Origin of the sequence: Microbacterium sp. (assembly GCF_030149085.1) — a bacterium.
In the GTDB taxonomy this organism is placed as follows: domain Bacteria; phylum Actinomycetota; class Actinomycetes; order Actinomycetales; family Microbacteriaceae; genus Microbacterium.
On sequence record NZ_JASBSF010000082.1, the window covers coordinates 1 to 22976 of the forward strand.

Genomic DNA, 22976 nt, shown 5'->3' on the forward strand with positions numbered 1-22976 from the left:
TCACCTCGACAGAGGCGACGACCGCCAACAGCCAGGCCCGGCACATGCGCGAGACCGACCTGAACGAATACGGCAAGTCCGGCTACGAGCTGCGCTCGACCATCGTCGTCCCGCAAGAGGACGGCATCGTCATCGTCGACACCCTCGCTCGCACCCAAGAGATGATCTGACCGCCAGGACGCCCCGCCCCCAAATCAAGGTGTAGGAACCGCTCAGAGATGTCCACGACGACTCGACGAGACCGAGGAATCGCGGCTAAAGTGTCCGCGTCCAACGCGTGTGTCTACTCCTCGAGTTGTCCATCGCGGTTCGAGCTGACGACACCCGCCAGAAACATGTGCTCGCAGCTCATCGTTTACAGAGTGGTGACGACGGTACCTGCTGGTTTGTACAGCACAGCCAAGGCGGTAACGCCGACGATGGCGAATCCGAGCAGCGCGCTAGCCGCGATGGGCAGTCCAATGACACCGAGCCAGCCCGCGATCGGGTAGCTAACCAGAAAGCAGCCGTGCGAAAGTGCGAATTGTGCGGTGTATACCAGGTTGCGGTTAGCGGGGGTGGACGCGTCGGCTAGAAGCCGTGACGAAGGGGTGTTAATCAGCGAGGTACTGGCACCGAGCAACGCCCAGGTGGCAAGCAGCATCCACCAGCCCTCTCCCGTGGTCGTGGCGATAATCGTCATCGCGATGGCCGCGATCAGACCCGAAACAAGCGTCCAGGCACCGATGCTCATGGCGCACAAGACACCGATGCGGTCGACGATCCACGGGACGTTGAGGGCAATGATCAGGGAACCGACCCCATACGCGCCGAGGGCGAGGGCGAGGGCGGTGTCATCCAGGTCGAACACGCCTTTGGTGTAGACGACGGAGTTGACCAGGACGATAGCGGTGCCGGCCGCGACGACCACGTTGGCGGCCATCAGGAAGCGGAGGCTGGGCGTGCGGGCGAACACGCGCAGCCCGGTTGGCAGCCGCTCCCAGAACGTGCCGGTGGACGCATCGGGTACGTGTGCGGGAAGGCGGGCGATGAGGACGAGGGTGGCGGAGGCGGCGAAGCCGACGGCGGTGCCCACGAACAGGTTGTTGTAGCTGATCACGGCAAGTAGGGCTGCGGCGATGACGGGGCTGAGGATCGAGTCGAGATCGTAGGCGAGGCGTGACAGCGCGAGGGCACGAGTGTACTGCTGGGGGTCGGGCAGCACGCTCGGGATGAGTGATTGGAAGGCGGGGGTGAAGGTCGCGGACGCGGACTGCAGCACGAACACGAGCACGTAGATCTGCCAGGTGTCCTGGACGAAGGGCAGGGTGAACGCGATCGCGAGTCGAACGGCGTCGGCGCCGACCAGAACGGCCTTCTTGGGGAGCCTGTCCACGAGCGCTGCAACCAGGGGTGCGACGCCGACGTAGGCGACCATCTTGATCGTCAACGCGGTGCCGAGCACCGATCCGGCGGCATCTCCGGCGATCTCGAACGCGAGCAGTCCGAGGGCAACGGTGAGCAGGCCGGTGCCGACAAGGGCGATGACCTGGGCGAAGAACAGCGCCCGGTAGGTGCCGTTGCGTAAGACGGTGATCATGGCGCCACAGGGCGGCTGGCGTCGGCTCCGGCGTGGTGGTGCGGGGCGGCGCCACCGAGGGAGTGCTCGGCTTGGAAGATCGCGTCCGTGACCAGCTGGCGCGCGTGTTCGTCGGCGAGGGCGTAGAACACGCGGGTGCCGTCTTGTCGGGTGGTGACCATACGGGCCAGGCGCAGCTTGGCGAGATGCTGGGAGACGGCGGCGGGTGACTTGTCGACGATGTCGGCGATGTGGTTCACGGACAACTCCCCGGCTCCCTCGAGCGCGAGGATGATCCGCACGCGGGTGGCGTCAGCGAGCATCGCGAAGACCTCGACGGCGAGCTCTACGTAGAGGCTGTCGGGGTCGCGGCCGCATGTCACGTTATCTGCATTCATACGCAGATTCTTCCATATGGAGGGATGGCTCGCCGCTGACGATGATGCTCAGTCGAGGTGGCGGGCGCGGTGCAGGAGCGCGTCCATGCCGAATTCAAGGTGTGCGGCGGCGTTGTCGTCGAGGAAGAGATCGCGGACGCTGGTGAGTGCGGGGAACGAATGTGCGGCGAGTTCCTGCTCGAAGCGGTGGGCGCCGTCCTCGGGGGTGGTCTGTTCTTCGTGGACGAGTCCGACCACGAGGTAGTTGAGGCTCCAGAAGGTGGTGACGGCGAGGTCGGGGTCGACGCCGGCATCGAGCAGCGCGGCAATCACCGCCTCCCCTAGCCGCAGGGTGTTGGTTTCGGAGACCCTCGTACCCGAGACGAGATGTGCGCCGTCGCGGTGGTTCAGAAGGACCTGGCGGTAGCGGCGGAAGATCTCTTTGACCCGGTCGATCGGCGGGTGTGGGAGGTCGTCGAAGGAGAGCTCGCCGAGAATGGCGTCTGCCATCAGGTCGAAGAGGCGCGCTTTGCTCCCCACCTGCAGCGACACCGAGTTGAGGTGAACGTCGAGATGTCGGGCGATCCCACGGAGGGTGATGGCGTCCGCCCCGCCGCGATCGAGCAGGGCCAAGGCGGCGTGGATGACGTCGCGGCGGGATAGTCGGTCGGCCACAGGTCTCTCCTCCGAGCTTGGTCAGTGACCAACACTGTAGTATCTTGGTCACCGATCAAGGAAATTGGTCACTGACCAAGTAAGGAGTGGGACATGGGTGCGGGTCACAACCACGGTGCACCGACTACCGAGGCAGGAGCGCCCGGGGATCACCGAGCACGACTGTGGATCGCGTTCGGCCTGACGGCGACGATCGTGATCGCGCAGGCGATCGGTTCCATCGTCACCGGCAGCCTGGCGCTGCTGACGGACACCGCACACGCGATCACCGACGCGTCCGGTCTGCTGGTCGCGCTGATCGCGGCGACGCTGATGCTGCGGCCGGCTAATCCGAAGCGGACCTGGGGATTCCGACGCATCGAGGTGATCGCCGCACTCGGGCAGGCCGCACTGCTGCTGGTGGTGGGCACTTACGCCGCCGTCGAAGGTATCCGACGCCTGTTCGAGCCGCCGGAGGTCGCCGCGGGAGAGATGCTCGTGTTCGGCATCGTCGGCCTCGCGGCGAATGTGATCGCGATCGTGATCCTCTCCTCGAGCCGCGGCGCGAACTTCAATATGCGGGCAGCGTTCCTGGAGGTGATCAACGATGCACTCGGCTCGCTCGGGGTGATCGTGGCCGCGATTGTGATCGCCACGACCGGGTTCCAGCAGGCCGACGCGATTGCAGGGCTCCTGATCGCGGGACTGATCGTGCCGCGCGCGATCATTTTGATGCGCGACACCACCCGGGTGCTCATGGAGTTCACCCCTGCCGGGCTCGACTTGGACGAGGTACGCCGGCACATCCTTGAGCTCGAACACGTCACCGACGTGCACGACCTGCACGCATCGACGGTCGCCACTGGCCTGCCCACCCTGACCGCGCATGTGGTGGTCGAGGATGAGTGCTTCACCGACGGGCATGCCGCGGAGGTGTTGCACGAGGTACGCGAATGCGTGGCCGGTCACTTCCCGGTGTCGATTCAGCACTCGACCTTCCAGATCGAGACCGCGCACCTCACCGAGGACGAGCCAGCCCTTGTCCGCCACCGCTGAGCCGGGCCCCCCAGCGCCGCGGTAGCGGTCGGCGGAGGAAGGGTGTCAGAGCGTCGCGAGCAGGTTAGTGCAGGCCTGTTCACAGCGGCGGCAGGCGTCGGCGCAGACCCGGCAGTGCTCGTGCATGTCCGCGTGGGTGTCGCACTCGGCGGCGCATGCGGCGCACGCTGCGCGCAACGCCTCCAGCGCGGCACGAAGCACGGTGGTGTCCGTGCCGGTGTGGCGAGAGAGCAGGCGCGCGGTGGTGTCGCAGAGGTCGGCGCAATCCTGGTTCAGACGGATGCAGGTGGTCAGATCGGCGACCATCTCCTCGCTGAGACAGGCGTCGGCGCAGGTCGTACAAGCCTGGCCGCACTCGAGGCACGCGTCGATACAGGCCAGGAGCGCGTCTCGGTTGGCGATGTCGTTGGCTCGGGGGTGGGTGTCGAACATTTGGGCGGTGACGGTCACGGCCTTCTCCTTTGAATCGGTGAGGGGGTTACGTTACGTCGCTGTTCCGGATGCCGGCGACCCCCTTGGGTTACGGTGCGGGGGTATGGTACGGACGGTAGGCTGGACGGGATGATCGGCCTGTCCGCGTTGCGCCTGCGGCTGCCGCACCCGGTGCGGTGGCTGGTTGCCGTGTGCTTCGCTGCAGCGGTCATCGTCGGGTTGATGGGGATGCACACGATCTCCTCGGGACACACCGCCCCTACGACCTCGGAGAATGTCGAGATGCCGGGCGGGGCACCTCACCACTCGTCGGCGCCCGCGACCGGCGATGAGGATGCGGAGGCGTGCGCGTCGTGCAGCCCGAGCGGGGGCCATGACGTTCTGATGATGATGTGCGTGCTGGCGTTGCTGGCAGCCGCCCTCGTGCTGCTGGTCCCCCGCGCCGCATGGTCGTCTGTGTGGGAGCGGCATGCATTGCGTCCGCCGGTGACGCGGTGCCGGCCGGCCCCGGACCGGCCTCCCTCACTCCTGGAGCTGTCGATCAGCCGAACGTGACACGCACTGTCCCTGCCCTCTGGGGCGGGGGTGAGGTTCATTGCCCGTACGCGGGTTTCACGAGTGTTTGAGAGGACTGATGATGAACAAGAAGATGCGTTTGGCAGCGGTCGCGGCCGTACCGCTGGCAGCGGTGCTGTTCCTGGCCGGCTGCGCGGACAACGGAGGCAGCATGCCTGGAATGGATCATGGTGGGTCGTCGTCGGCCCCGTCGGAATCGGCGGAGGCGGACTTCAACATGGCGGATTCGATGTTCGCGATGATGATGATCCCGCATCACGAGCAGGCCGTCGAGATGAGCGACATGATCCTCGCCAAGAGCGACGTTGATCAGCGGGTGCTGGATCTGGCTCAGCAGATCAAGGACGCCCAGCAGCCGGAGATCGAGACGATGCAGGGATGGCTCGCCGAGTGGGGCGTGTCCAGTGACGACATGGACATGGGTGAGATGGAGCACGGCGGCGGGATGATGTCTGACGAGGACATGGCGGCGCTGGAGTCGGCGTCCGGGGCCGAGGCGGCACCCCTGTTCCTGGAGCAGATGATCGCCCACCACCAGGGGGCGATCGAGATGGCCGAGACCGAACTCGCCAACGGGAAGAACGCGGACGCGTTGGCGCTCGCGCAAGCCGTGGTCGATACACAGTCCGCGGAGATCGAGACCATGCAGGATCTGCTCGGCCAGCTCTGAGCCCGATCCGTCGAGTGGGGGCGCCGCTGCCATGCGCGGTGCCCCCACTCTTCGAACGCGGAGGTACGCGTATGCACGTCCATACGAAGACACTGGCGGCGGGCGCCGCTGCTTCCGCCCTCCTGATGCTGGCGGGGTGCGCGGACACTCCGACGTCGCCGCCGGCTGGGGACGGGCGCACCGGGGTACCGAGCCATGTCCACGCGGTGGTCGTCGCCCCGGACACTGACCAGCTTCTCCTGGGAACGCATGAAGGCATCTACGAGGTCACCGACACCGGGGAGTGGGGTGGCCGGGTCAGCACGGACAGCTTCGACGCGATGGGACTCACCGCCACTTCGCAGACACTGATCGCGTCCGGTCACCCCGGCCCCGGAAGCCCCGCCGAGTGGGGGGCACCGAACCTGGGCGTGATGCGCAGCACCGACGCAGGGGTGAGTTGGGAGTCGGTGGTGTTCGGTGGGGAGAAAGACTTCCACGCCCTCGCCGCCGGCGCCGATGACACGGTGTACGCCATCGCCACGGACGTCAGCGACGTGATCCGCAGCGACGACGCCGGGCTGACCTGGGAACCTACCGGTGCGGATCTGGTAGCGGCCAGTCTCGCCGTCGACGGTCGCGGACGGGTGATCGCGGCCACCGAAGAGGGTGTGCAGATCAGCACGGACGGCGGTGCGTCCTTCGCGGCGTGGCCCGAAGCGCCGCTGCTGTACACGTTGGGGGCTGCGGCCGACCGGACTCAGGTGGTCGGTGTCGGCACCGATGGGCAGATTTGGGTGACCGGAGCCGGTGCCGCGAGCTGGGAGCCGGCAGGTCGCGTGGACGGCCGGGTGCAGGCGGTCGGTATGGACGCCGCGGGCCGCATCGTGATCGTCGACGAGACCAGCGGCATCACGATTCTGCCCGGATAGCCCGCCGGGCACGCGACGGGCCGTATGCGAGGTGCCTACGGGAGTCGAACCCGTCTAGACGGCTTTGCAGGCCGTTGCCTGACCGCTCGGCCAAGGCACCGAGTGTCCCCTTACCGGGGACGTGGACGCAGCAGCGTGGGATCGCCCGTCTGGTCCGGTTAGGACCGGACCAGACGGGCGATCGCGTCGCTGGCTTCCTTGATCTTCTGCTCCGCCTGGTCACCCTCCATGCGCGCCGCGTCGAGCACGCAGTGTTTCAGGTGGTCGTCAAGCAGCCCGACGGCCACGGCCTGCAGGGCGCTGGTCAGAGCGCTGATCTGGGTGAGGATGTCGATGCAGTACTTCTCTTCATCGACCATCTTCGAGATGCCCCGCGCTTGACCTTCGATCCGCTTGAGCCGGTTCAGGTATCGGTCTTTGTCGGTGATGTACCCGTGGGGGGCGTGAGCGGTGTCGGGTGCGGGTGTGGTCATGGCCGGGTTCCTTCGGGTTTAGCTGTCCAGCGCTGCGCGGGTGCTGGCTTCGGGGCTGAGGTCGATGCGGCGCAGCAGCTGCGCGTTCAGGGCGACCACGACGGTGGACAGGGACATCAGGATCGCACCGATCGACATCGGCAGGACGAACCCGATGGGGGCGAGCACGCCGGCGGCGAGCGGCACGGAGATCAGGTTGTACCCGGCAGCCCACCACAGATTCTGCTTCATCTTCCGGTACGCCGCACGCGACAGCTGGATCACCGACAGCACACTGCGCGGGTCGGAGCTCGCGAGGATGACCCCGGCGGACGCGATCGCGACGTCGGTGCCGGCGCCGATCGCGATGCCGACGTCGGCCTGCGCGAGGGCGGGGGCGTCGTTGACGCCGTCGCCCACCATCGCGACCTTGCGGCCCTCCTTCTGCAGCTCGGCGACCTTGCTGGACTTGTCCTCCGGGCGCACGTGCGCGAAGACCCGGTCGATGCCCAGCTCGGCGCCGACGGCGTTCGCGACGGCTTCGGCGTCGCCGGTGATCATGACCACCTGGACACCCAGCTTGTGCAGGGCATCGACGGCTTCACGGGACTCGGGGCGGATCTCGTCGGCGAGCTTGAGCCCGCCGATGACTTTTCCGTCCCGGGTCACGTGCAGGATGATCGCGCCCTCGCTACGCCACGCGTCCGCCGTGTCGACCTCGCTGGCACCGACGTCCTCGAGCAGACGGGGACCGCCGACACGGATCTCCGCACCGTCGACGGTCGCGGTGACACCGACCGCCGGGGAAGAGGAAAACCCGGTCGCCTTCGGCAGGGTCAGGTTCTTGTCCTTCGCGGCGCGAACGATGGCCCTAGCGAGCGGGTGCTCACTGTCGGCCTCGGCCGCCGCGGCGATCGCGAGCACCTGGTCAGCGTCCAGGTCACCGACCGGTTCCACGGCGGAGACGGTGGGCTCGCCCTTGGTGAGGGTGCCGGTCTTGTCGAACAGCACGGTGTCGACGGTGCGCATGCTCTCGAGCGCGAGCCGGTCCTTCACCAACACCCCGCCACGGGCGGCGCGCTCAGTGGCGATGGACACCACCAGCGGGATCGCCAGGCCCAGCGCGTGCGGGCAGGCGATGACCAGCACGGTGATGGTGCGCACGACCGCCGCATCGGGATTGCCGACGACAGTCCACACCACCGCGGTGATCGCGGCGGCGCCCAGCGCGAACCAGAACAGCAGCGCCGCCGCCTTGTCGGCGATCCGCTGCGCCCGAGAGGACGAGTTCTGTGCCTCCGTGACCAGCCGCTGAATACCCGCGAGGGTGGTCTCATCCCCCGTGGCGGTGACCTCCACGCGAAGGCCGGAGTCTGTGGCGACGGTGCCCGCGGTAACGGGGTCGCCAGTGCCGCGGGCGACGGGGCGGGATTCACCGGTGACCATGGACTCGTCCATGTCGGCGCGGCCGTCGACGATCTTCCCGTCGGCGGGGACGCTGCCGCCGGGGCGGACCACCACCACGTCCCCGACCTGCAGGTCGGCGGGTGAGACCTTGACGATCTGGTCCCCTTCGACGCGCTCTGCCTCATCCGGGAGCAGCGCCGCGAGGGTGTCCAGCGCGGAGCTGGTCTGGGCGAGGGAGCGCATCTCGATCCAGTGACCGAGCAGCATGATCACGATCAGCAGCGCCAGCTCCCACCAGAACTCCAGCTCGTGGTGCAGCAGGCCCAGGGTGGCGCCCCAGGACGCGAAGAACGCGACCGTGATGGCCAGACCGATCAGCAGCATCATGCCGGGTTTGCGGGAGCGGAGTTCGCTGACCGCACCGGTCAGGAACGGCCACCCGCCCCACGCGTACATGACGGTGCCGAGGACGGGGGCGATGAACAGTGCCCAGTCGGGGACGGTGTAGCCGAGGATCATCGCGAACATCGGGGAGAACGCCACGACCGGGACGGCGATGATCAGGTTGATCCAGAACAGTCGCCGGAACTGGCCGACGTGATCCCCGTGCCCACCGTGCCCGCCGCCGTGGCCACCACCATCGTGACCTGCGTGGTCCCCGTGGCTGGCCTGCGTGCCGTGGCCGGTGTGGGTGTCGTGCTGGGTGGGCGGCTCGGGGGTGTGGTCGCCGTGGCGGGTGTCTCCCCCGGTGGCGGTGGCGGCCTTGCCGGTGGGGTGGTCGGTGTGGTGTGCGTGCGGGTCAGTCATCGGTTCACTTCCCTGTGCCTAGCGTTGGTGTGAGTCTGCCGTCGCGGTTCCCGCGGAGGCGAGGTCCTGCGGATCGGTCGCGGCAGGAGTATGAAGGTTCGGCATCCACCCGAACACCGCGGGCACGGCGTCCAGCCCGAGCACCCCGACGGGGACACCGTCATGCTCGTGGACGACCAGGAGCGGGTCGGTAGTGTCGATGCGTGCGGAGGTGTGACCCCCGGTGATCCCGGCACCGGCGACCATCATGCCGTGCACGGTTGCCGTGAAGGGGGCGCGGGGCTGGTAGTCGCCCGGGTGGGTGCCGGCGCCGAGGTCGGCGAGCATGGTGCGTGCGGCATGTTCACCCTGCGCGGCCGCGTCCGACCAGTGATCGATGCGCCAGGCGCCCAGGGTGGTGTCATAGTGTGCGGCGACCCCGCCGGCGCTGTAGACGCCGGGGGTGGCGGTGCGCAGCTTCCCGTCCACGATGACCCCGTCTTCCCAAGGGGCGGGGCCGGTCGGGGTGGTTCCGTGGGCGATGATCAGCAGATCCGCCGTCAGCTGTGTGGTGTCGTCCAAGGCGAGCTCGAGCTGTGTGCCGGTGTCAGTGACGGCGGTGAGGGTGCGGCCGAACGCGACGTCCACGTGCTCCCGGTGCGCGGCGGCGAGGCGCTCCGCGGCGCCGGCGCCGAACACGCTGACCCCGGGGGTGGTCGCGCGGGCGAGGAGGGTGACCTGATGTCCACGGTCGCGGAGCAGCGTGGCGGTCTCGGCCGCGACCAGACCGGCACCGGAGATGACGATCTGCGCGGGGCGGCCAAGCGTGCCCAGGAGGTCGCGGACGGCGACCGCGTCTTCCAGGGAGTGCAGGGTGGTGACCCGTCCTGCCTCCGTGGCGGCGGTCAGGCCGGGCAGCGTGTCCGGCAGCAAGCGGGGGGTGCTGCCGGTGGCGAGGAGGAGCGCGTCGTACGGTTCGATCCGGCCGGATGCGAGCCGCACGGTCTTTCCCTGTGGGTCGACCTCGACCGCGGTGTCACTTATGACCTCCACCCCGGGGGTGACGACCTGTTCCGGGGTGAGCAGCCCGATCGCGACCCCCTTGTTGACCAGGGTGCGGTTGTACGGGGCCTGTCCGGTGCGGTCGACGAGGGTGACGCTCACCGTGCCGGAACCGTGAAGAACGCGCGCCGCGGCCGCGCCGGCGGCGCCGGCTCCCAGGATGAGGACCTTCTGGGGTGACAATGTTGCTCCTTGCGTCTCGCGAATGTGGGGGCTGGTGACCGGTATCCCCGGCCTGTGGTCGGTTAGGCGGCCGTGGCGTACTTGGCGGGGTCGGCGTCGAAGAGGGGGCCGCAGGCGGAGCAGCAGAACCAGTACCGCTGCCCGTCGTAGTCCCGGTAGAGGCCTTGGGCTTCCGCGGTGCTCTTGCTGACGGTGCTGCCGGGCATCACCGGGCAGGTGACGATGTCATCGGCGGGGGTGCCGGCGGGTGCTTCGTGGTGATGGTCGTGGCTCATATCCGTTGCTCTCCGTGATGTGGGTCCGGGGCGGCAGCCGTCGTCGCTGCCTCGTTTGTCTGCGTCCGAACCCCTCCAGGCTATACCCCGTACGGGTATGACAACAGGTGGGGTGTGGCGTGTATTCCCTGGACTGCTGGTGCTCAGGGGCGGTAGGCGAGCACGGTCATCATCCCGGCTTCGCCGTGGTAGATGTTGTGGCAGTGGGTCATCCATTGGCCGGGGTTGTCGGCGTCGAACTCGAGGTCGAGGGTTTGGTTCGGCAGCACGATGGAGGTGTCTTTGCGGGGGCCGCCACCGGCGTGCTGATAGGTGTGGCCGTGCAGGTGGAAGGGGTGCCACATGTCGGTGTCGTTCGTCACCCGCAGCCGCACCCGTTCCCCCGCGACCAGTGCGTGCGCGCCGCGCAACGGGTTGTGCATGTCGAACTGGGTGCCGTTGAACCCCCAGTCGTAATTGGCCATGCTGCCGGTGAGGGTGAGGTCGAGGGTGCGGTCCACGTCACGACGGTCGAGGGTGACCTCGGGTGCGGCGAAGAGCATGCTCGCCACCGCGACGACGCGGCCTTCGCCCAGTTCGGCGATGTCCGCGTCCGGGGTGGGCGCCTGTCCGCTGCCGGTGCGGATGATGGCGAAGCCGCGTTCCCGCTTGCCTTCGGCCTCCGCCACCAGGGGGAACGCACCGTCGCCCAGGGTGACGATCACGTCGTAGCGTTCCCCCATTCCCACCAGGACGCTATCGGCAGCGACCGGGTCGACGGGGAACCCGTCGGTGTGGGTGACGGTCAGCCGGTGCCCGCCGATGGCGACGCGGAACGCGGTGTCGCCGCCGGCGTTGATCAGCCGGATCCGTACCCGCGTGCCGGGCGTGCCGGTGAATTGGGCGGGGTCGGCGGCGGGTTTGCCGTTGATCAGGTAGTGCGGGTAGTACACGTCGCCGGCGTCGCCGCCGAGTAGGTCGGAGTCGGCGCCCATCAGCATGTTCCCCATCCGCATGAACATGTCGCCGTGCCCGCCCATGTCGCCCATTCCTTCTCGCAGCTGCTCGAGCACCGCGTCGGGGGTGGCGGTGACCCCGTCCAGCCAGTCGTCGAGGACGATGACCCATTCGTCGTCGTAGCGCAGCGGCTCATTCGGGTCTTCGACGATGAGCACCCCGTATAGGCCGGTGTCCAGCTGGGCGCCGACGTGCGGGTGGAACCAGTGCGTACCGGGGTCGGGGGCGATGAACTCGTATTGGAACGACTCGCCGGGGCGGGTCGCGGTCTGGGTGAGTGGGGGGACGCCGTCCATGTCGTTGCGGAGTGCCAGGCCGTGCCAGTGCACGGACGTGTCGACGGGGAGGGTGTTGCGCAGGGTGGCCTGCAGGGTGTCTCCTGCCTGGACGCGCAGGACAGGCCCGGGGATGCTGCCGTAGGAGAACGTGGACGCGGGTGTTCCTGCCAGATCGAGGGTCGCCGCCGCCGCCGTCAGCGTCGCGGTGACCACGCGGCCGGTGCCGCCACGGCCCCGTTCGGTGCGGTCGACGGCCGCTCCCGTCGGGCTGACCCAGGCGGGGGTGGGGGTGCAGGCGGCCAGAGCTCCAACCGCGGCGGCGGTGGCGCCGAGGGCGAGGAAGCGTCGCCGGGTGAGGTGGGGGGAACGGCGGGGCGCGGGGGCGGTCATGGTCGGCGGGTCCCTTTCGGTCGATGTTGCGTGGCGGGCGGTGTGAGCTCCGTGGGGGTGCGCAGGTGGGTGAGGGTGGCGGTGATGCTGAGCAGCACCACCACTCCCCCCAACACGGCCGCGGCTCCAGGGAGGGTGAGAGCGGGGACGAGGAAGCCGGCCAGCACGACGGGGACGGACATCGCGAGGTAGGAGATCGTGTAGATCACGGCCATAACGGTGGCGCGCTGCCCGGGGTCGACGTGCGGCAGCAGGGTGCGCATCGCGCCCATGAAGGCAGTCCCGAACCCGGCACCCACGACCGCGACACTGGCGAGGTACCCGGGCAGAGTTGGCACGGCCAGCGCGGCGAGGCTGAGCACGGTGCCTGCGCCGAGAGACACGGCCCCGAACACGCTGATCCGCCGGGCGGTGGCCCCCTGCAGTGCGGTGGCGGCGACCACCCCGGCCGCGGCGAGGATGATGATGGACCCGGCCTGGTGCAGGTAGGTGTCGGCGTGGAACCGGGTGGCGATGATCCCCGGTCCCAGGGCGAGGAACAGACCGTTGGTGACCCACCCGGCGATGATGGCGGGGGCGACCGAGACGATGATCCGCCGCCGCGTCGCCGCCGAGACCCGCCGGGCCCGTGGGTCCGGTCCCGCGTCCCCGGGAAGGACGGGTGGGGTGGGAATGGTCCAGGCGGTGGCGGCGAGGAGAGGGAACACCGCGGCGAGGAGCAGAAAGATGGTGCCCGCGTCGATGCCGGGTAGGTCCAGCAGTCCAGCGGCGGTGAGCGCCCCGAGCCCGAGACCGGCCATGGGGGCCACGGTGTTGGCCAGCGCGGCCGCCCCCAGCCAGCGGGAGGGTTCGTGGTCGACCATCATGGCGTTCAGAACCGGGACCAGCAGTCCCGCCGCCAGGCCTTGCAGGGCGCGGGCGGCGAGCAGCAGCAGGAAGGAATCGGCGGCCCAGAACATCAGCAGGCTCACCGACAGGGCCACCGATCCGACGGTGAGGATGCCGCGACGCCCGACCCGGTCAGAAAGCGACCCGAGCGTCAGCAGTGCGAGCAGCAGCGGGATGGCGTAGATCGCGAAGATAAGAGTGGTGGCCACCGGGGGCAGCTGGAGCTGCTCGGTGAGTTGCGGGTAGAACGGGGAAGGCGCCGACGCGGCCGCCATTAGCACGACGGTGCCGGTCACGGCGAGACAGAACCCGCCGCGGGCACGAGTGGCCGGGGTCACAGGGGTGGCGGCGGTCATGCGGCGCTCTCGTGCAGGTGCTGGGCGGTTTCGTGGACGGTGGCGACCGCGTCGACACCGCTCACCCCCACCAGAGCACCGTTGAGCGTGTGCGTGACGAGGGTGCCGGGTCCTGGGCCCTGTCCTTCGGTGGCGGGCGTCATGGTGTACCCGATGCCGGTGATGGCGGTGCCGTGGATCAGTGACGTGTAGGAGCTACGAGGACGGTAGGGTCCCGGGTCGGCGGCGCCGGTGCGGTCGTGGAGCACCGCGGCGGCGGCGTGCTGTCCTTGCGCGGCCGCGTCGGCCCAGTGATCCAGGCGCCAGATCCCGAGGTGGTCGTCGCGGTGTATGGCGGTGCTGCCGGCCGCGTACACGTGCGGGGCAGTGCTCCGCAGCCGGTCATCGACAGGCACCCCGGAAGAGAACGGTCCCGGTGCGGTGGGGGCGTTGCCGAGGGCGGTGATGAGCAGGTCGGCGGAGAGCGTGGTGGTGTCATCCAGGGTGATCCCCAGCAGCGGGCTCCTGTCACGGACGGCGGTGATCGTGCGGCCCAGGAATGTGGTGATTTTGCCGCGATGGATGCCGGTGATGTGGGCGGCGATCTGCGCGCCGAAGGAGGCCCGCCCGGGGATGCGGGAGCGGCTGATGAGGGCGACGTGATGTCCGGCGGCGTGGAGTGCGGACGCGGTCTCCGCGCCGGTGAATCCGCCGCCGTAGATCGCGACCCGGGACGGCCCGGCGGTGCGGGTGAGGTGTTCTCGGATCTGTTGGGCGTCCTGGATGCTGTGCAGGGTGACGACCTGGTGCCGTGCAGCGGGAGTGTGCCGCCCGGGCAGGCCCGGGGTGAGGGTGTCCGGGCGGCTGCCGGTGGCGATGATGACCGCGTCGTAGCGCAACTGTGCGCCGGAGGCGAGGTGCACGATGCGGCTGATCGGGTCGAGGTGGGTGGCGGTGTCTGCCAGCACGGTGACGGGCGGGAGCGGCGCGTGGATGGTCTCGGGCAAGGTGGGACCGAACGCGACGCCGGTGATGTGCATCCGGATGTACGGGGTCTCGTGGGTTCTGCCGACCAGGGTGACGTGGATGTCCTCGTGGCGGGCGAGGGCTGTTGCGGCGGCGACGCCGGCTGCTCCTGCCCCGAGGATGAGGACATGGTGGGTGGGCATGAGGTGCAGTTCGCTTCCGGGGTACGGGGGTCGCGGCGCTGCGAGGAGGGCAGGGTCAGGACCGGATCAGCTGGGTGATCGCGGTCGAGGCGGCATCAAGGACGGTGTCGTCGGTGAGGGTGCCGGTGGCGTGCGCGTGGCGCAGGTAGTCCGTCAGCAGGGCGAGACCGACACCCTGGAGCGCGCGTTGGGTGGCGGAGATCTGGGTGAGGGTATCGATGCAGGGGCGTTCCTGCTCGATCATCCCGGTGAGCCCGCGAATCTGCCCTTCCAGACGGCGCAGCCGGTTCCGGTAGGTGCGGGGGTCGGTGATGTAGCCCGGTTCGCGGGCGGCCGCGATGGTGGAGGTCATGAAGGGTCCGGTCTCCCGGTGCCCGCACGGGGTGTGTGGGCACCGGGAGTGAGGCTCAGGCCATGGCGGCGGCGTAGCGGGCCGGGTCCGCGTCGAACGCGGGACCGCAGCCGGCGCAGCAGAAGTAGTACCGCTCGCCCTCGTAGTCGCGGAACAGGCCGGCCGCCACGGCGGTGGCCTTGTTGACCGGGGTGCCCTCCATCACGGGGCAGGTGGTCATGTCGGCGCCACCGGCGGCGTCGAGGAGGTTCTCACGGCCGCCGGGGGCGGGGGCGCTGGTGCTGCAACAGCTGGACATGGGTGGTGTTCCTTCCGATGTGGGTGGTAGGTGCTGCCGGGTTGCCCGGTCAGCGGGCGATGCTCTTGAATCCGCGCAGACGCAGGCTGTTGCCCACGACGAACACGCTGGACAGTGCCATGGCGGCACCGGCGAGCATCGGGTTGAGGAGACCGAGGGCTGCGACCGGGATCGCGGCCGTGTTGTAGGCGAAGGCCCAGAACAGGTTGGTCTTGATAGTGCCGAGGGTCTTGCGGGACAGCCGGATCGCGTCAGCGGCGCTGCGCAGGTCGCCGCGGACCAGGGTGATGTCCGAGGCCTCGATCGCGACGTCGGTGCCGGTTCCCATCGCCAAGCCGAGGTCGGCCTGCGCGAGCGCGGGGGCGTCGTTGACACCGTCTCCGACCATCGCGACGACCTTTCCCTCGCCTTGGAGGCGGGTGACGACATCGACCTTGTCCTTCGGGAGGACTTCGGCGATGACCTGGTCGATACCGACCTCGGCGGCGATCTGGCGGGCGACCGCCTCGTTGTCGCCGGTGAGCAGCACCGGAGTCAGGCCGAGTGCCTTGAGCTGGGCGATGGCCTCCTTGCTGGTCGGCTTGACGGTGTCGGCGACGATGAGGATGCCGCGAGCGGCACCATCCCATCCGACGGCGACGACGGTCTTGCCTTCGCTTTCGGCCTGCGCCTTCGCGGCGGCAACCTCGGCGCTCAGGCGCAGCGACCACTCGGCCAGCAGCGATTCCCGGCCGACGATGAGTGCGTGTCCGTCGACGACACCCTGCACGCCCTTGCCTTCCAGGTTCGTGAACCCTTCCACGGTGGGGAGGGTGCCGGTCTGCTGGGTGGCGCCCTTCGCGATCGCCTGCGCGATGGGGTGCTCGGAGGCGTCTTCGAGTGCACCGGCGAGGCGGAGTAGCTCGTCCGCATCGGTGCCCGGCTCGGTGACGACGTTGACCAGGGTCATCTTGCCGGTGGTGACGGTGCCGGTCTTATCGAGCACGACGGTGTCGACCTTGCGGGTGGATTCCAGCACTTCCGGGCCCTTGATCAGGATGCCCATCTGCGCGCCGCGGCCGGTGCCGACCAGCAGCGCGGTCGGCGTGGCAAGACCCAGGGCGCACGGGCACGCGATGACCAGCACGGCGACGGCGGCGGTGAACGCGGCAGCGACAGGGAACCCGGCACCCAACCATGCCCCCATCGCGACGACGGCGATGAGGATCGCAATCGGGACGAACACGCCGGAGATCTTGTCGGCCAGGCGCTGCACCTCAGCCTTTCCGGTCTGGGCGTCCTCGACGAGCTTGGCCATCTGCGCCAGCTGCGTGTCCGAGCCGACCCGAGTGGCGCGAACTACCAAGCGTCCGCCGGCGTTCACCGTGGCTCCGGTGACGGGGTCGCCTTCGGCGACCTCGACCGGGACGGATTCGCCGGTGAGCATGGAGGCGTCCACGGCGGACGTGCCGGAAACCACGACACCGTCGGTGGCGATCTTCTCGCCCGGGCGGACGATGAACTCGTCCCCCGCCTGCAGGTCCTCGACCGGGATCTTCGTCTCCACCCCGTCGCGCAGCACGGATACTTCCTTCGCGCCGAGCTCGAGCAGCGCGCGCAGCGCGGCGCCGGCCTGACGCTTGGACCGCTTCTCGAAGTAGCGGCCGGCGAGGATGAACATCGTCACCCCGGCGGCGACTTCGAGGTAGATGTTCGCGGCTCCTTCCGAGGGGGCGAGGGTGAGCTCGAACGGGTGCGTCATCCCGGGGGTGCCGGCGGTGCCGAAGAACAGCGCGTACAGCGACCACAGGAACGCGGCGGTCGTGCCCATCGAGATGAGCGTGTCCATCGTCGCGGTGCCGTGCTTGAGGTTCGCCCACGCCGCCTTGTGGAACGGGAACGCCGCCCACACGATGACCGGCGCCGCCAGCGCCAACGACGCCCACTGCCAGTAGGTGAACTGCAGGGCGGGGACCATCGCCATCGCGATGACCGGGACGCTCAGGACGATGGAGACGATGAGCCGATTGCGGAGGCTGGTCAGCTCCGGGTCGGCATCGTCCGCGTCCCCGCCCTCGGCGGTGTCGTTCTTGGCCTTCTTCGGGGCCGGAAGCGCCGCGCTGTAGCCGGTCTTCTCGACCTCGGCGATCAGCAGGGCCGGGTCGTATCCGGCGGGGATGGTGACCTTCGCCTTCTCGGTGGCGTAGTTGACCGTGGCGGCGACGCCGTCGAGCTTGTTCAGCTTTTTCTCGATCCGCATCGCGCAGGAGGCGCAGGTCATCCCGCCGATCTGGAGTTCGACGGCGGAGTCCGCGGTCTGTTCTGCGGGGGCTGTGGTGCTCATGGTGTTCCTTCTTCTCTCAGATCACCGCGGGGCGGTCAGTGACCGTCGCCCGTGTCGCTGTGTGTGTCGTCCGTGTCCGTGTCGCCGGTGCCGTGCCCGGCGTCCACGACGAACTCGGCGGTGTGGACCTGCCCGTCGACCTGGAAGTCGAGGTAGAGCAGGTACCGGCCGGTGGTAGGCGCCTCGGCCGCGAATCGGATGTCGGGTCCGGCGGTGTCGCCGTCCTGCGGGTCGTCGCCTTCGGCGTGCACGTGCAGGTAGGCCAGGTCCCCATCGCGCAGCGCGACGAGGTGCCCGAAGGCCCCAAGGTACGGCTGCAGGGTGGTGACTGGCTGCCCGTCACGGGTGACCGACAAGGTTAGCTCGGAGCTCTCCCCCGCGGTCAGGTCCCCATCGAGGGTGACCGTGTACCCGTCGACCTCGCTTGTCGTCGACGTGGCGGTCGCCGGGTTCGGGGTGAACGCGCCCGCGACGTCGACCGTGCGGGTCAGGGTGACCTTGTCGGGGCCGTCGGCGACGTCCGGCACGAAGTCGGCATAGATCCGGTAGCTGCCGGCTTCGGTCCACTCCCAGGAGGTCGTCCAGGTGCCGGTGGCCTCGTCGAGCGTGGGGTGCACGTGCCGGAACTGGGTTCCATCGGTGCGCACCACGATCAGGTGCAGGTCCTTCTCATGCGAGGACTCGTACGCGGTCAGCGCAGTCCCGTCAGCGTCGAGGATCTGGAAGCTCAACTCGCCTGACTCGCCCGTTCCGGTGGGCGCGGCGATCGGGCTGAGTTCGTATCCGTAACCGGAGAGGGAGACGCCGGGGATGGTGGCGGTCTCGGCGGTGTCCTCGCCGGTCATGCCGGCGTGATCGGCCATCGAGCTGTCGTCAGCCGCGGCCGTCCAGTTGGCGACGGCGCTGTCCGGGACGACAGCTGCCGCGATGCCGAACGCCCCGCCGAAAGCCACGACGACGCCGGCGCCATACAGGCTGAGTCGTCCCGCAGCGTTCATCAGGCGCGCACCGCGGAGTAACCAGCCTCGTCGACCGCGGCCAGCACGGCGGCGTCATCCAGAGCACTGGTGGAAGACACGACGAGCTTGCCGGTCTGGGCGCTCACCTGGATCTCGTCCACGCCGGGGATCTGGGAGACCTCTTCACGGATGGACATCTCGCAGTGTCCGCACGTCATGCCGGTGACCTGGTACTCGCTGGTGGCCATGATGGTTTCCTTCCGTCGGTGATGCGCCAGAATCGGCGACACCCACCCTAACACCCCTACCCCCCTAGGGTATTCCGGAGTACTGAGGAAATCGTGGTGTCCATGCTCAGATTTGTTTGTGGCATCGCGTGAGACCTACCGCCTCGAACCGGCCGCCTGTGCGTGAATTACGTCTCCCGCCCAGCAGCTATCCCCTTGCTGCAGGAGAGATCACCCGAACCACCCGACCGAAATGTCCATATGGACACCACGTGGACACTTCATCTGCGAAATGGACATTTTAGAAAAATCCCTACACCCCGGCCCGTCAAATGTCCGACCCCCCCTACTACTGTTGTGTGTGTCAGATACACAACATGGCGCGAGCCGTTAGGCGCGGGCGGCGTGTGCCGGCATGCCGGACCGCCCCACCAGGGGCGAACGGCCGGCTTCGCCGACGCGATGACGCGCCGGCCGCGAGCGGGCGGATTTGCTCAGCGCGCCTGGAGGAGGCGCGCTTTCAGACGCTCTCCCCGCGCCTGGCGTTGGCTCTCCAGATCTCCCAGGCCCTCGTGAGCTGCCCGTTGTTGGATTCCGCGGCCGCGGCGCCCTCTTCTGCGGTGAGGGCGGTGTAGCCGCCGAGCTGACCGGCCGTCACCTGTGCTCGGGCGTTGAGGTCCGCGTAGACCGCGCGGGCGACCGCCTGCGGGATCGAGTCGCCCACGGCGACGAATCCGTGTCCTCGCATGAGTGCGACCGCCGCGCCCCCGAGGGTCGCAGCAAGGTCCGCGCCGAGCGAACCGCTGCGGATCAGCAGGTCGCTGGAGGACCCGACGCTGTCACGGATCTCGAAGACCGGGACCGCTTCGCCGAGGAAGCCCGCCATGTGCCACACCGCCTGCAGAGGCGTCCTGGAGATGCTGAAGGGCACCATCGACGCGGAGTGGCTGTGGACAACGGCCTGGACATCGGCGCGTGCCCGGTAGATCTCGCCGTGGATGAATCGTTCGAGATAGCTCGGTCTGTCGTCCGCGGTCGTCCCGTCCAATCCGATCACCTGAATGTCGTCGGGCGTGACGAGGCCGGGGGCCAGGTTTCTGGAGATGAGGAACCTGCTCGGGTCGTCGGGGTCACGGACGCTCACGTGGCCGAAAGCATCGAGGATGCCGTGGCGGACGAGAATGCGATTCGCATCGACGAGATCCTCTCGAACCCCTAGTCGATCACCAGTTGACATCCTTCATCGCTCCCTACTGCAGACGTACGTGTCGCTGTCAGCCCGAACACGCGGCTCACTCACCGTATACGGCGCTGTCACTCCTGCTCGACATCTCACGCGAACGCCTGCCCGAAGACCCGGACATCGCCCATCGCAGACGCGACCTGGATCAGCGTCGGCCCATCCTCGGCGAACGCGGCGGCGAACGCGCTCTCGAGCTCCTCCGGGTTGGACGCCCGCCAAGACTTCAGTCCCAGGCTTCGGGCGTACGATGCGTGGTCGATCGGGGGCCGGAAGGTCCAGCGCATCGCATCCTCTGCGCCGGGCTCTCCGAGCGAGCTGCCCATCGCTCCCGTCACGGTCGCGACGTCCCGCCAGCCCCCGTTGTCGAGGACGAGGTAGACGACCGGAACGTCGTACGCGGCAGCGGTGTGGATCGCTGTGGAGTTGAACATGAACCCGCCATCGCCGAGGACGGCGATCACTCGACGATCGGGACGAGCCATCTGGATGCCGACCGCCGCCGGCGCGCCCCAACCCTGAGCACTCGCCTTCCCCGAGAGGCCGAAATACGTCCACGGTGCGCCATAGTCGACGAGTGTGTCGATGAAGCCCTCCGCGGATCCGCACTGGTTGACGACGATCGTCTCGGAGCCGCCGAGGCGATGGATGAGGTCCGCGATGTGGGCCGCCGATACCGCGCCATCAGCCTCGCCGAGCAGGCGCGACCGCAAGGCTTCGCGGCCCGCTTCCCAGCGCTCTCTGAGCCCTCGCACCCGCCCGCCCGAGCTCACGGGTACCGCTCCGCCTTCAGCGAGGCGATCGGCGACCGCATCGAGCAGGCGCCCGGGGTGGCTGAGGATGCCGACCTGACCTGCGTACTGCCGGCGCAGAGCGAGCGGGTCCACGGTGACCTGCACCACGAGGCTGTCACCGAAATCCGGCAGGGGCATCGCCAGCCCCTCGGTGAGCTCGGCGCCGAGGAGGACGACGACGTCTGCGCCCTCCAGTGCAGGGCTCGATGCGGTCAGCTTGCCGACGTACCTCGGATTGGTGTTCGGGAAGGCGAGGTCGGCGCCCTTGATCTCCCCGAGCACGGACGCGTCCACCAGGTCGGAGAGCCTTTCCAGCGCGGCAATCGCACCGTACCGCGCGACCTCTGTCCCCACCACGATGACCGGACTGGCCGCCGTCCTGAGAATCTGGGCGAGACGCTCTACCGCATCCGGATCGAGCGCCTCATGCAGATACTCGGTCACCGGTCCCGGGGTGAACTCGATCTCCTCTTCCAGAAAGTCCATCGGAATGCCGAGGTGCACCGGACCGTAGGGAGGGGTGGAAGCGATCTGGAACGCTCGCTCGAGGAACTCCGGAAGCCGCTCCGCCCGGGGGATCTCAGCCGACCACTTCGTGTACTGCTGTGTCGCCTCTGTGATGGCCCGGGGAACGTTTTCGGCGCCCAGGCATCCCTGCAGGCGGCCTTCGCCTCGACGGGGTTTGCCCGAGGCTGACGGGAACAGCGCCTCCCAGCACCGCCGGCATGGATCGCGCCGCGCTTGCTGCGACGACGTACAGCGCGCAGCGCTGCCCCCCTACGAGAGCAGAACGGTCACGGTCTTCGTCTCGGTGTACGAGATCAGTTCGTCGAGGGACTCCTCGCGGCCGATCCCCGAAGCCTTCACCCCTCCGAACGGCAGTCCCCAGAAGTGCCGGCTGCCACTGTTGACGAGGATGTAGCCGGCCTCGATCTGCCGGGCGACGACGTGGGCGCGCGTGACGTCGCGCGTCCAGATGCTCGAGGTGAGCCCGTACTGGACGCCGTTGGCGATCCGTACGGCCTCCTCGTCGGCGTCGAAGGTGGTGACGGAGAGGACGGGGCCGAAGATCTCGTTCTGCTCGACGAACGACCCGGGGCTGACACCGGTGAGCAGCGTCGGCTCGACGAACCACCCCTCATCGAGGCCGGCGGGACGGCCGCCGCCCGTCGCCACGGTGGCACCCGCCTTCCTGCCTTCGGCGATGGCGCTGATGGACTTCTGGAACTGTGCCTCCGACACGAGCGGGCCCATGTCCACGGACGGGTCCAGCGGGTCTCCCACCCGGATCGCGGCCATGCGCTCGGCGACCCGGCCGATCACTTCGTCGGCCACCGAGGAGTGCACGAGCAGGCGGCTCGTCGAGCCGCAGCTCTGTCCGGCGACCCACGTGAAGTTCATACCCGCGACGGCACCGGCCGCAGCCGCCTCCAAATCGGCGTCGGCGAAGACGATCTGAGCGTTCTTTCCGCCCAGTTCGAGCGACACGTGCTTGACTCCGGTCTCGGCTGCATCCCGCTGGATCGATTGCCCCGTCGCGGTGGACCCGATGAAACCGATCCGGCGGACCTCGGGATGACGCACCAGCGCGCGTCCGGTCACCGCGCCGCGACCGCTGACGGTGATCAACAGATTGTCCGGGAGGATCCCGACCGCGAGCTCGGCCAGGCGCAACGAAGACAGCGGCGTCTGGTCCGGGGCCTTGAGGACCACGGCGTTGCCGGCGACGAGGGGCGCGGCGACCTTCGCCGCCGCGAAGAAGAAGGGATGGTTGAACGCACCGATACGCGCGACCACTCCGTAGGGCACCTGCATGGTGTAGTGGAGGTTCGTGCTCACCGGAATCGTCCGGCCACCGAGGTCGAGCGCCATGTCGGCGAAGATCTCCATGAGTTCCGCCGCCGCGTCCACATCGCCCCTCATCATCGAGAGGGTGAACCCGCCGTCCAGTGCGTCGAGAGTGGCGAGCTCCTCACGGTGCTCTCGGATCGTCGCAGCGAGTTGCCGGATCACGGCGGCCCGGGCTCGGGGCGGCATCGCGCCCCAGGCCGGCTGCGCAGCCTGCGCCGCCGCCACCGCGCGCCCGACCTCCTCCTCGGAGAGGTCGGGGGCGGAGGTCAGGGGACGCCCGGTCGTGGGGTTCTCGACCTCGTAGCGCGCGGCACTGGCCCACGGCTTGCCATCGAGAGTGACGGTCCATTCCCGGTCTGCGACATCGGTCGACGGGCTCATCATTGACTCCTCGTTTCCAGCAGAAGCGGTTTCTGTGTTCCAGAGGAGCATGCCCACCCTCTGGGACGGGAGGATGGTCCTCGCAGCCGCGACGCA

The 22976-nt window shown here is 68.6% G+C and carries 23 protein-coding genes and 1 tRNA gene; 4 read left to right on the forward strand and 20 right to left on the reverse strand.

Annotation, left to right across the window (positions count from 1 at the left end):
- Positions 1–355: 355 nt before the first annotated feature.
- From Q1V87_RS03385 to Q1V87_RS03395, 3 genes are read right to left on the reverse strand one after another with little or no spacing between them, the layout of a single operon-like run.
- Positions 356–1579 carry an MFS transporter gene (locus tag Q1V87_RS03385; RefSeq protein ID WP_101305188.1) on the reverse strand — a complete coding sequence of 408 codons (1224 nt, stop codon included), beginning with the start codon at positions 1577–1579 and terminating at the stop codon, positions 356–358.
- Complete coding sequence (locus Q1V87_RS03390; protein WP_067121069.1) at positions 1576–1956, reverse strand: metalloregulator ArsR/SmtB family transcription factor; 381 nt, start codon at positions 1954–1956, stop codon at positions 1576–1578. Before Q1V87_RS03390 ends, Q1V87_RS03385 begins: the two co-directional genes overlap by 4 nt.
- Before the next feature lie 48 nt (positions 1957–2004).
- A complete protein-coding gene (locus Q1V87_RS03395) occupies positions 2005–2610 on the reverse strand; it encodes a TetR/AcrR family transcriptional regulator C-terminal domain-containing protein (RefSeq protein ID WP_067121071.1) in 606 nt (201 codons plus the stop codon).
- Between the two features lie 93 nt (positions 2611–2703).
- Between Q1V87_RS03395 and Q1V87_RS03400 the strand changes: the two genes are divergently transcribed.
- A complete protein-coding gene (locus Q1V87_RS03400; RefSeq protein ID WP_067121073.1) occupies positions 2704–3645 on the forward strand; it encodes a cation diffusion facilitator family transporter in 942 nt (313 codons plus the stop codon).
- 45 nt (positions 3646–3690) lie between these two features.
- Here the strand turns inward: Q1V87_RS03400 and Q1V87_RS03405 are convergent, their stop codons facing one another.
- The gene (locus Q1V87_RS03405; RefSeq protein ID WP_067121088.1) at positions 3691–4077 is read right to left on the reverse strand and encodes a four-helix bundle copper-binding protein; all 387 of its coding nucleotides are present in this window, start codon (positions 4075–4077) and stop codon (positions 3691–3693) included.
- Between the two features lie 129 nt (positions 4078–4206).
- Here Q1V87_RS03405 and Q1V87_RS03410 point away from each other — a divergent pair, with 129 nt between their 5' ends.
- The 3 genes from Q1V87_RS03410 (at position 4207) to Q1V87_RS03420 (ending at position 6234) form a co-directional block, all read left to right on the forward strand.
- A complete protein-coding gene (locus tag Q1V87_RS03410) occupies positions 4207–4632 on the forward strand; it encodes a DUF6153 family protein (RefSeq protein ID WP_067121074.1) in 426 nt (141 codons plus the stop codon).
- 79 nt (positions 4633–4711) lie between these two features.
- Positions 4712–5323, forward strand: coding sequence for a DUF305 domain-containing protein (locus Q1V87_RS03415; RefSeq protein WP_067121076.1), 612 nt, complete (start codon positions 4712–4714; stop codon positions 5321–5323).
- 71 nt (positions 5324–5394) lie between these two features.
- Positions 5395–6234, forward strand: a complete 840-nt coding sequence (locus tag Q1V87_RS03420; protein WP_082914452.1) for a F510_1955 family glycosylhydrolase — start codon at positions 5395–5397, stop codon at positions 6232–6234.
- A gap of 29 nt (positions 6235–6263) precedes the next feature.
- Here the strand turns inward: Q1V87_RS03420 and Q1V87_RS03425 are convergent.
- The 16 genes from Q1V87_RS03425 to Q1V87_RS03500 form a co-directional block, all read right to left on the reverse strand.
- Positions 6264–6334: transfer RNA gene (locus Q1V87_RS03425), tRNA-Cys, on the reverse strand.
- A 58-nt stretch (positions 6335–6392) separates the two neighbouring features.
- Positions 6393–6707, reverse strand: coding sequence for a metal-sensitive transcriptional regulator (locus Q1V87_RS03430; protein WP_067121078.1), 315 nt, complete (start codon positions 6705–6707; stop codon positions 6393–6395).
- Between the two features lie 18 nt (positions 6708–6725).
- Positions 6726–8900, reverse strand: a complete 2175-nt coding sequence (locus Q1V87_RS03435; RefSeq protein WP_067121080.1) for a heavy metal translocating P-type ATPase — start codon at positions 8898–8900, stop codon at positions 6726–6728.
- Positions 8901–8918: 18 nt separating this feature from the next.
- Positions 8919–10124, reverse strand: coding sequence for an FAD/NAD(P)-binding oxidoreductase (locus Q1V87_RS03440; RefSeq protein WP_067121082.1), 1206 nt, complete (start codon positions 10122–10124; stop codon positions 8919–8921).
- Between the two features lie 62 nt (positions 10125–10186).
- Positions 10187–10399 carry a YHS domain-containing protein gene (locus Q1V87_RS03445; RefSeq protein WP_067121084.1) on the reverse strand — a complete coding sequence of 71 codons (213 nt, stop codon included), beginning with the start codon at positions 10397–10399 and terminating at the stop codon, positions 10187–10189.
- 143 nt (positions 10400–10542) lie between these two features.
- On the reverse strand, positions 10543–12063 hold the full coding sequence (locus Q1V87_RS03450) for a multicopper oxidase family protein (protein WP_101305190.1): 1521 nt from the start codon (positions 12061–12063) through the stop codon (positions 10543–10545).
- A complete protein-coding gene (locus Q1V87_RS03455; RefSeq protein ID WP_184214646.1) occupies positions 12060–13307 on the reverse strand; it encodes an MFS transporter in 1248 nt (415 codons plus the stop codon). Before Q1V87_RS03455 ends, Q1V87_RS03450 begins: the two co-directional genes overlap by 4 nt.
- A complete protein-coding gene (locus tag Q1V87_RS03460) occupies positions 13304–14455 on the reverse strand; it encodes an FAD-dependent oxidoreductase (protein ID WP_067119688.1) in 1152 nt (383 codons plus the stop codon). Before Q1V87_RS03460 ends, Q1V87_RS03455 begins: the two co-directional genes overlap by 4 nt.
- A 55-nt stretch (positions 14456–14510) precedes the next feature.
- Entirely contained in the window at positions 14511–14807 is a 297-nt protein-coding gene (locus tag Q1V87_RS03465; protein WP_067119691.1) for a metal-sensitive transcriptional regulator, read from the reverse strand.
- Between the two features lie 55 nt (positions 14808–14862).
- Positions 14863–15105 (reverse strand): YHS domain-containing protein, encoded by a 243-nt coding sequence (locus tag Q1V87_RS03470; protein WP_067119694.1) that lies wholly within the window; start codon positions 15103–15105, stop codon positions 14863–14865.
- Between the two features lie 49 nt (positions 15106–15154).
- Positions 15155–17428, reverse strand: coding sequence for a cation-translocating P-type ATPase (locus Q1V87_RS03475; protein ID WP_067119698.1), 2274 nt, complete (start codon positions 17426–17428; stop codon positions 15155–15157).
- Between the two features lie 35 nt (positions 17429–17463).
- The gene (locus Q1V87_RS03480) at positions 17464–18426 is read right to left on the reverse strand and encodes a heavy metal-binding domain-containing protein (protein WP_067119702.1); all 963 of its coding nucleotides are present in this window, start codon (positions 18424–18426) and stop codon (positions 17464–17466) included.
- Positions 18426–18635 carry a heavy metal-associated domain-containing protein gene (locus Q1V87_RS03485; RefSeq protein WP_067119704.1) on the reverse strand — a complete coding sequence of 70 codons (210 nt, stop codon included), beginning with the start codon at positions 18633–18635 and terminating at the stop codon, positions 18426–18428. Before Q1V87_RS03485 ends, Q1V87_RS03480 begins: the two co-directional genes overlap by 1 nt.
- 499 nt (positions 18636–19134) lie before the next feature.
- Entirely contained in the window at positions 19135–19851 is a 717-nt protein-coding gene (locus Q1V87_RS03490) for a class II aldolase/adducin family protein (protein WP_062633823.1), read from the reverse strand.
- Between the two features lie 95 nt (positions 19852–19946).
- Positions 19947–21152 carry a thiamine pyrophosphate-dependent enzyme gene (locus tag Q1V87_RS03495; protein ID WP_062633824.1) on the reverse strand — a complete coding sequence of 402 codons (1206 nt, stop codon included), beginning with the start codon at positions 21150–21152 and terminating at the stop codon, positions 19947–19949.
- A 273-nt stretch (positions 21153–21425) separates the two neighbouring features.
- Complete coding sequence (locus Q1V87_RS03500; RefSeq protein ID WP_082802832.1) at positions 21426–22883, reverse strand: aldehyde dehydrogenase family protein; 1458 nt, start codon at positions 22881–22883, stop codon at positions 21426–21428.
- Positions 22884–22976: the final 93 nt, after the last annotated feature.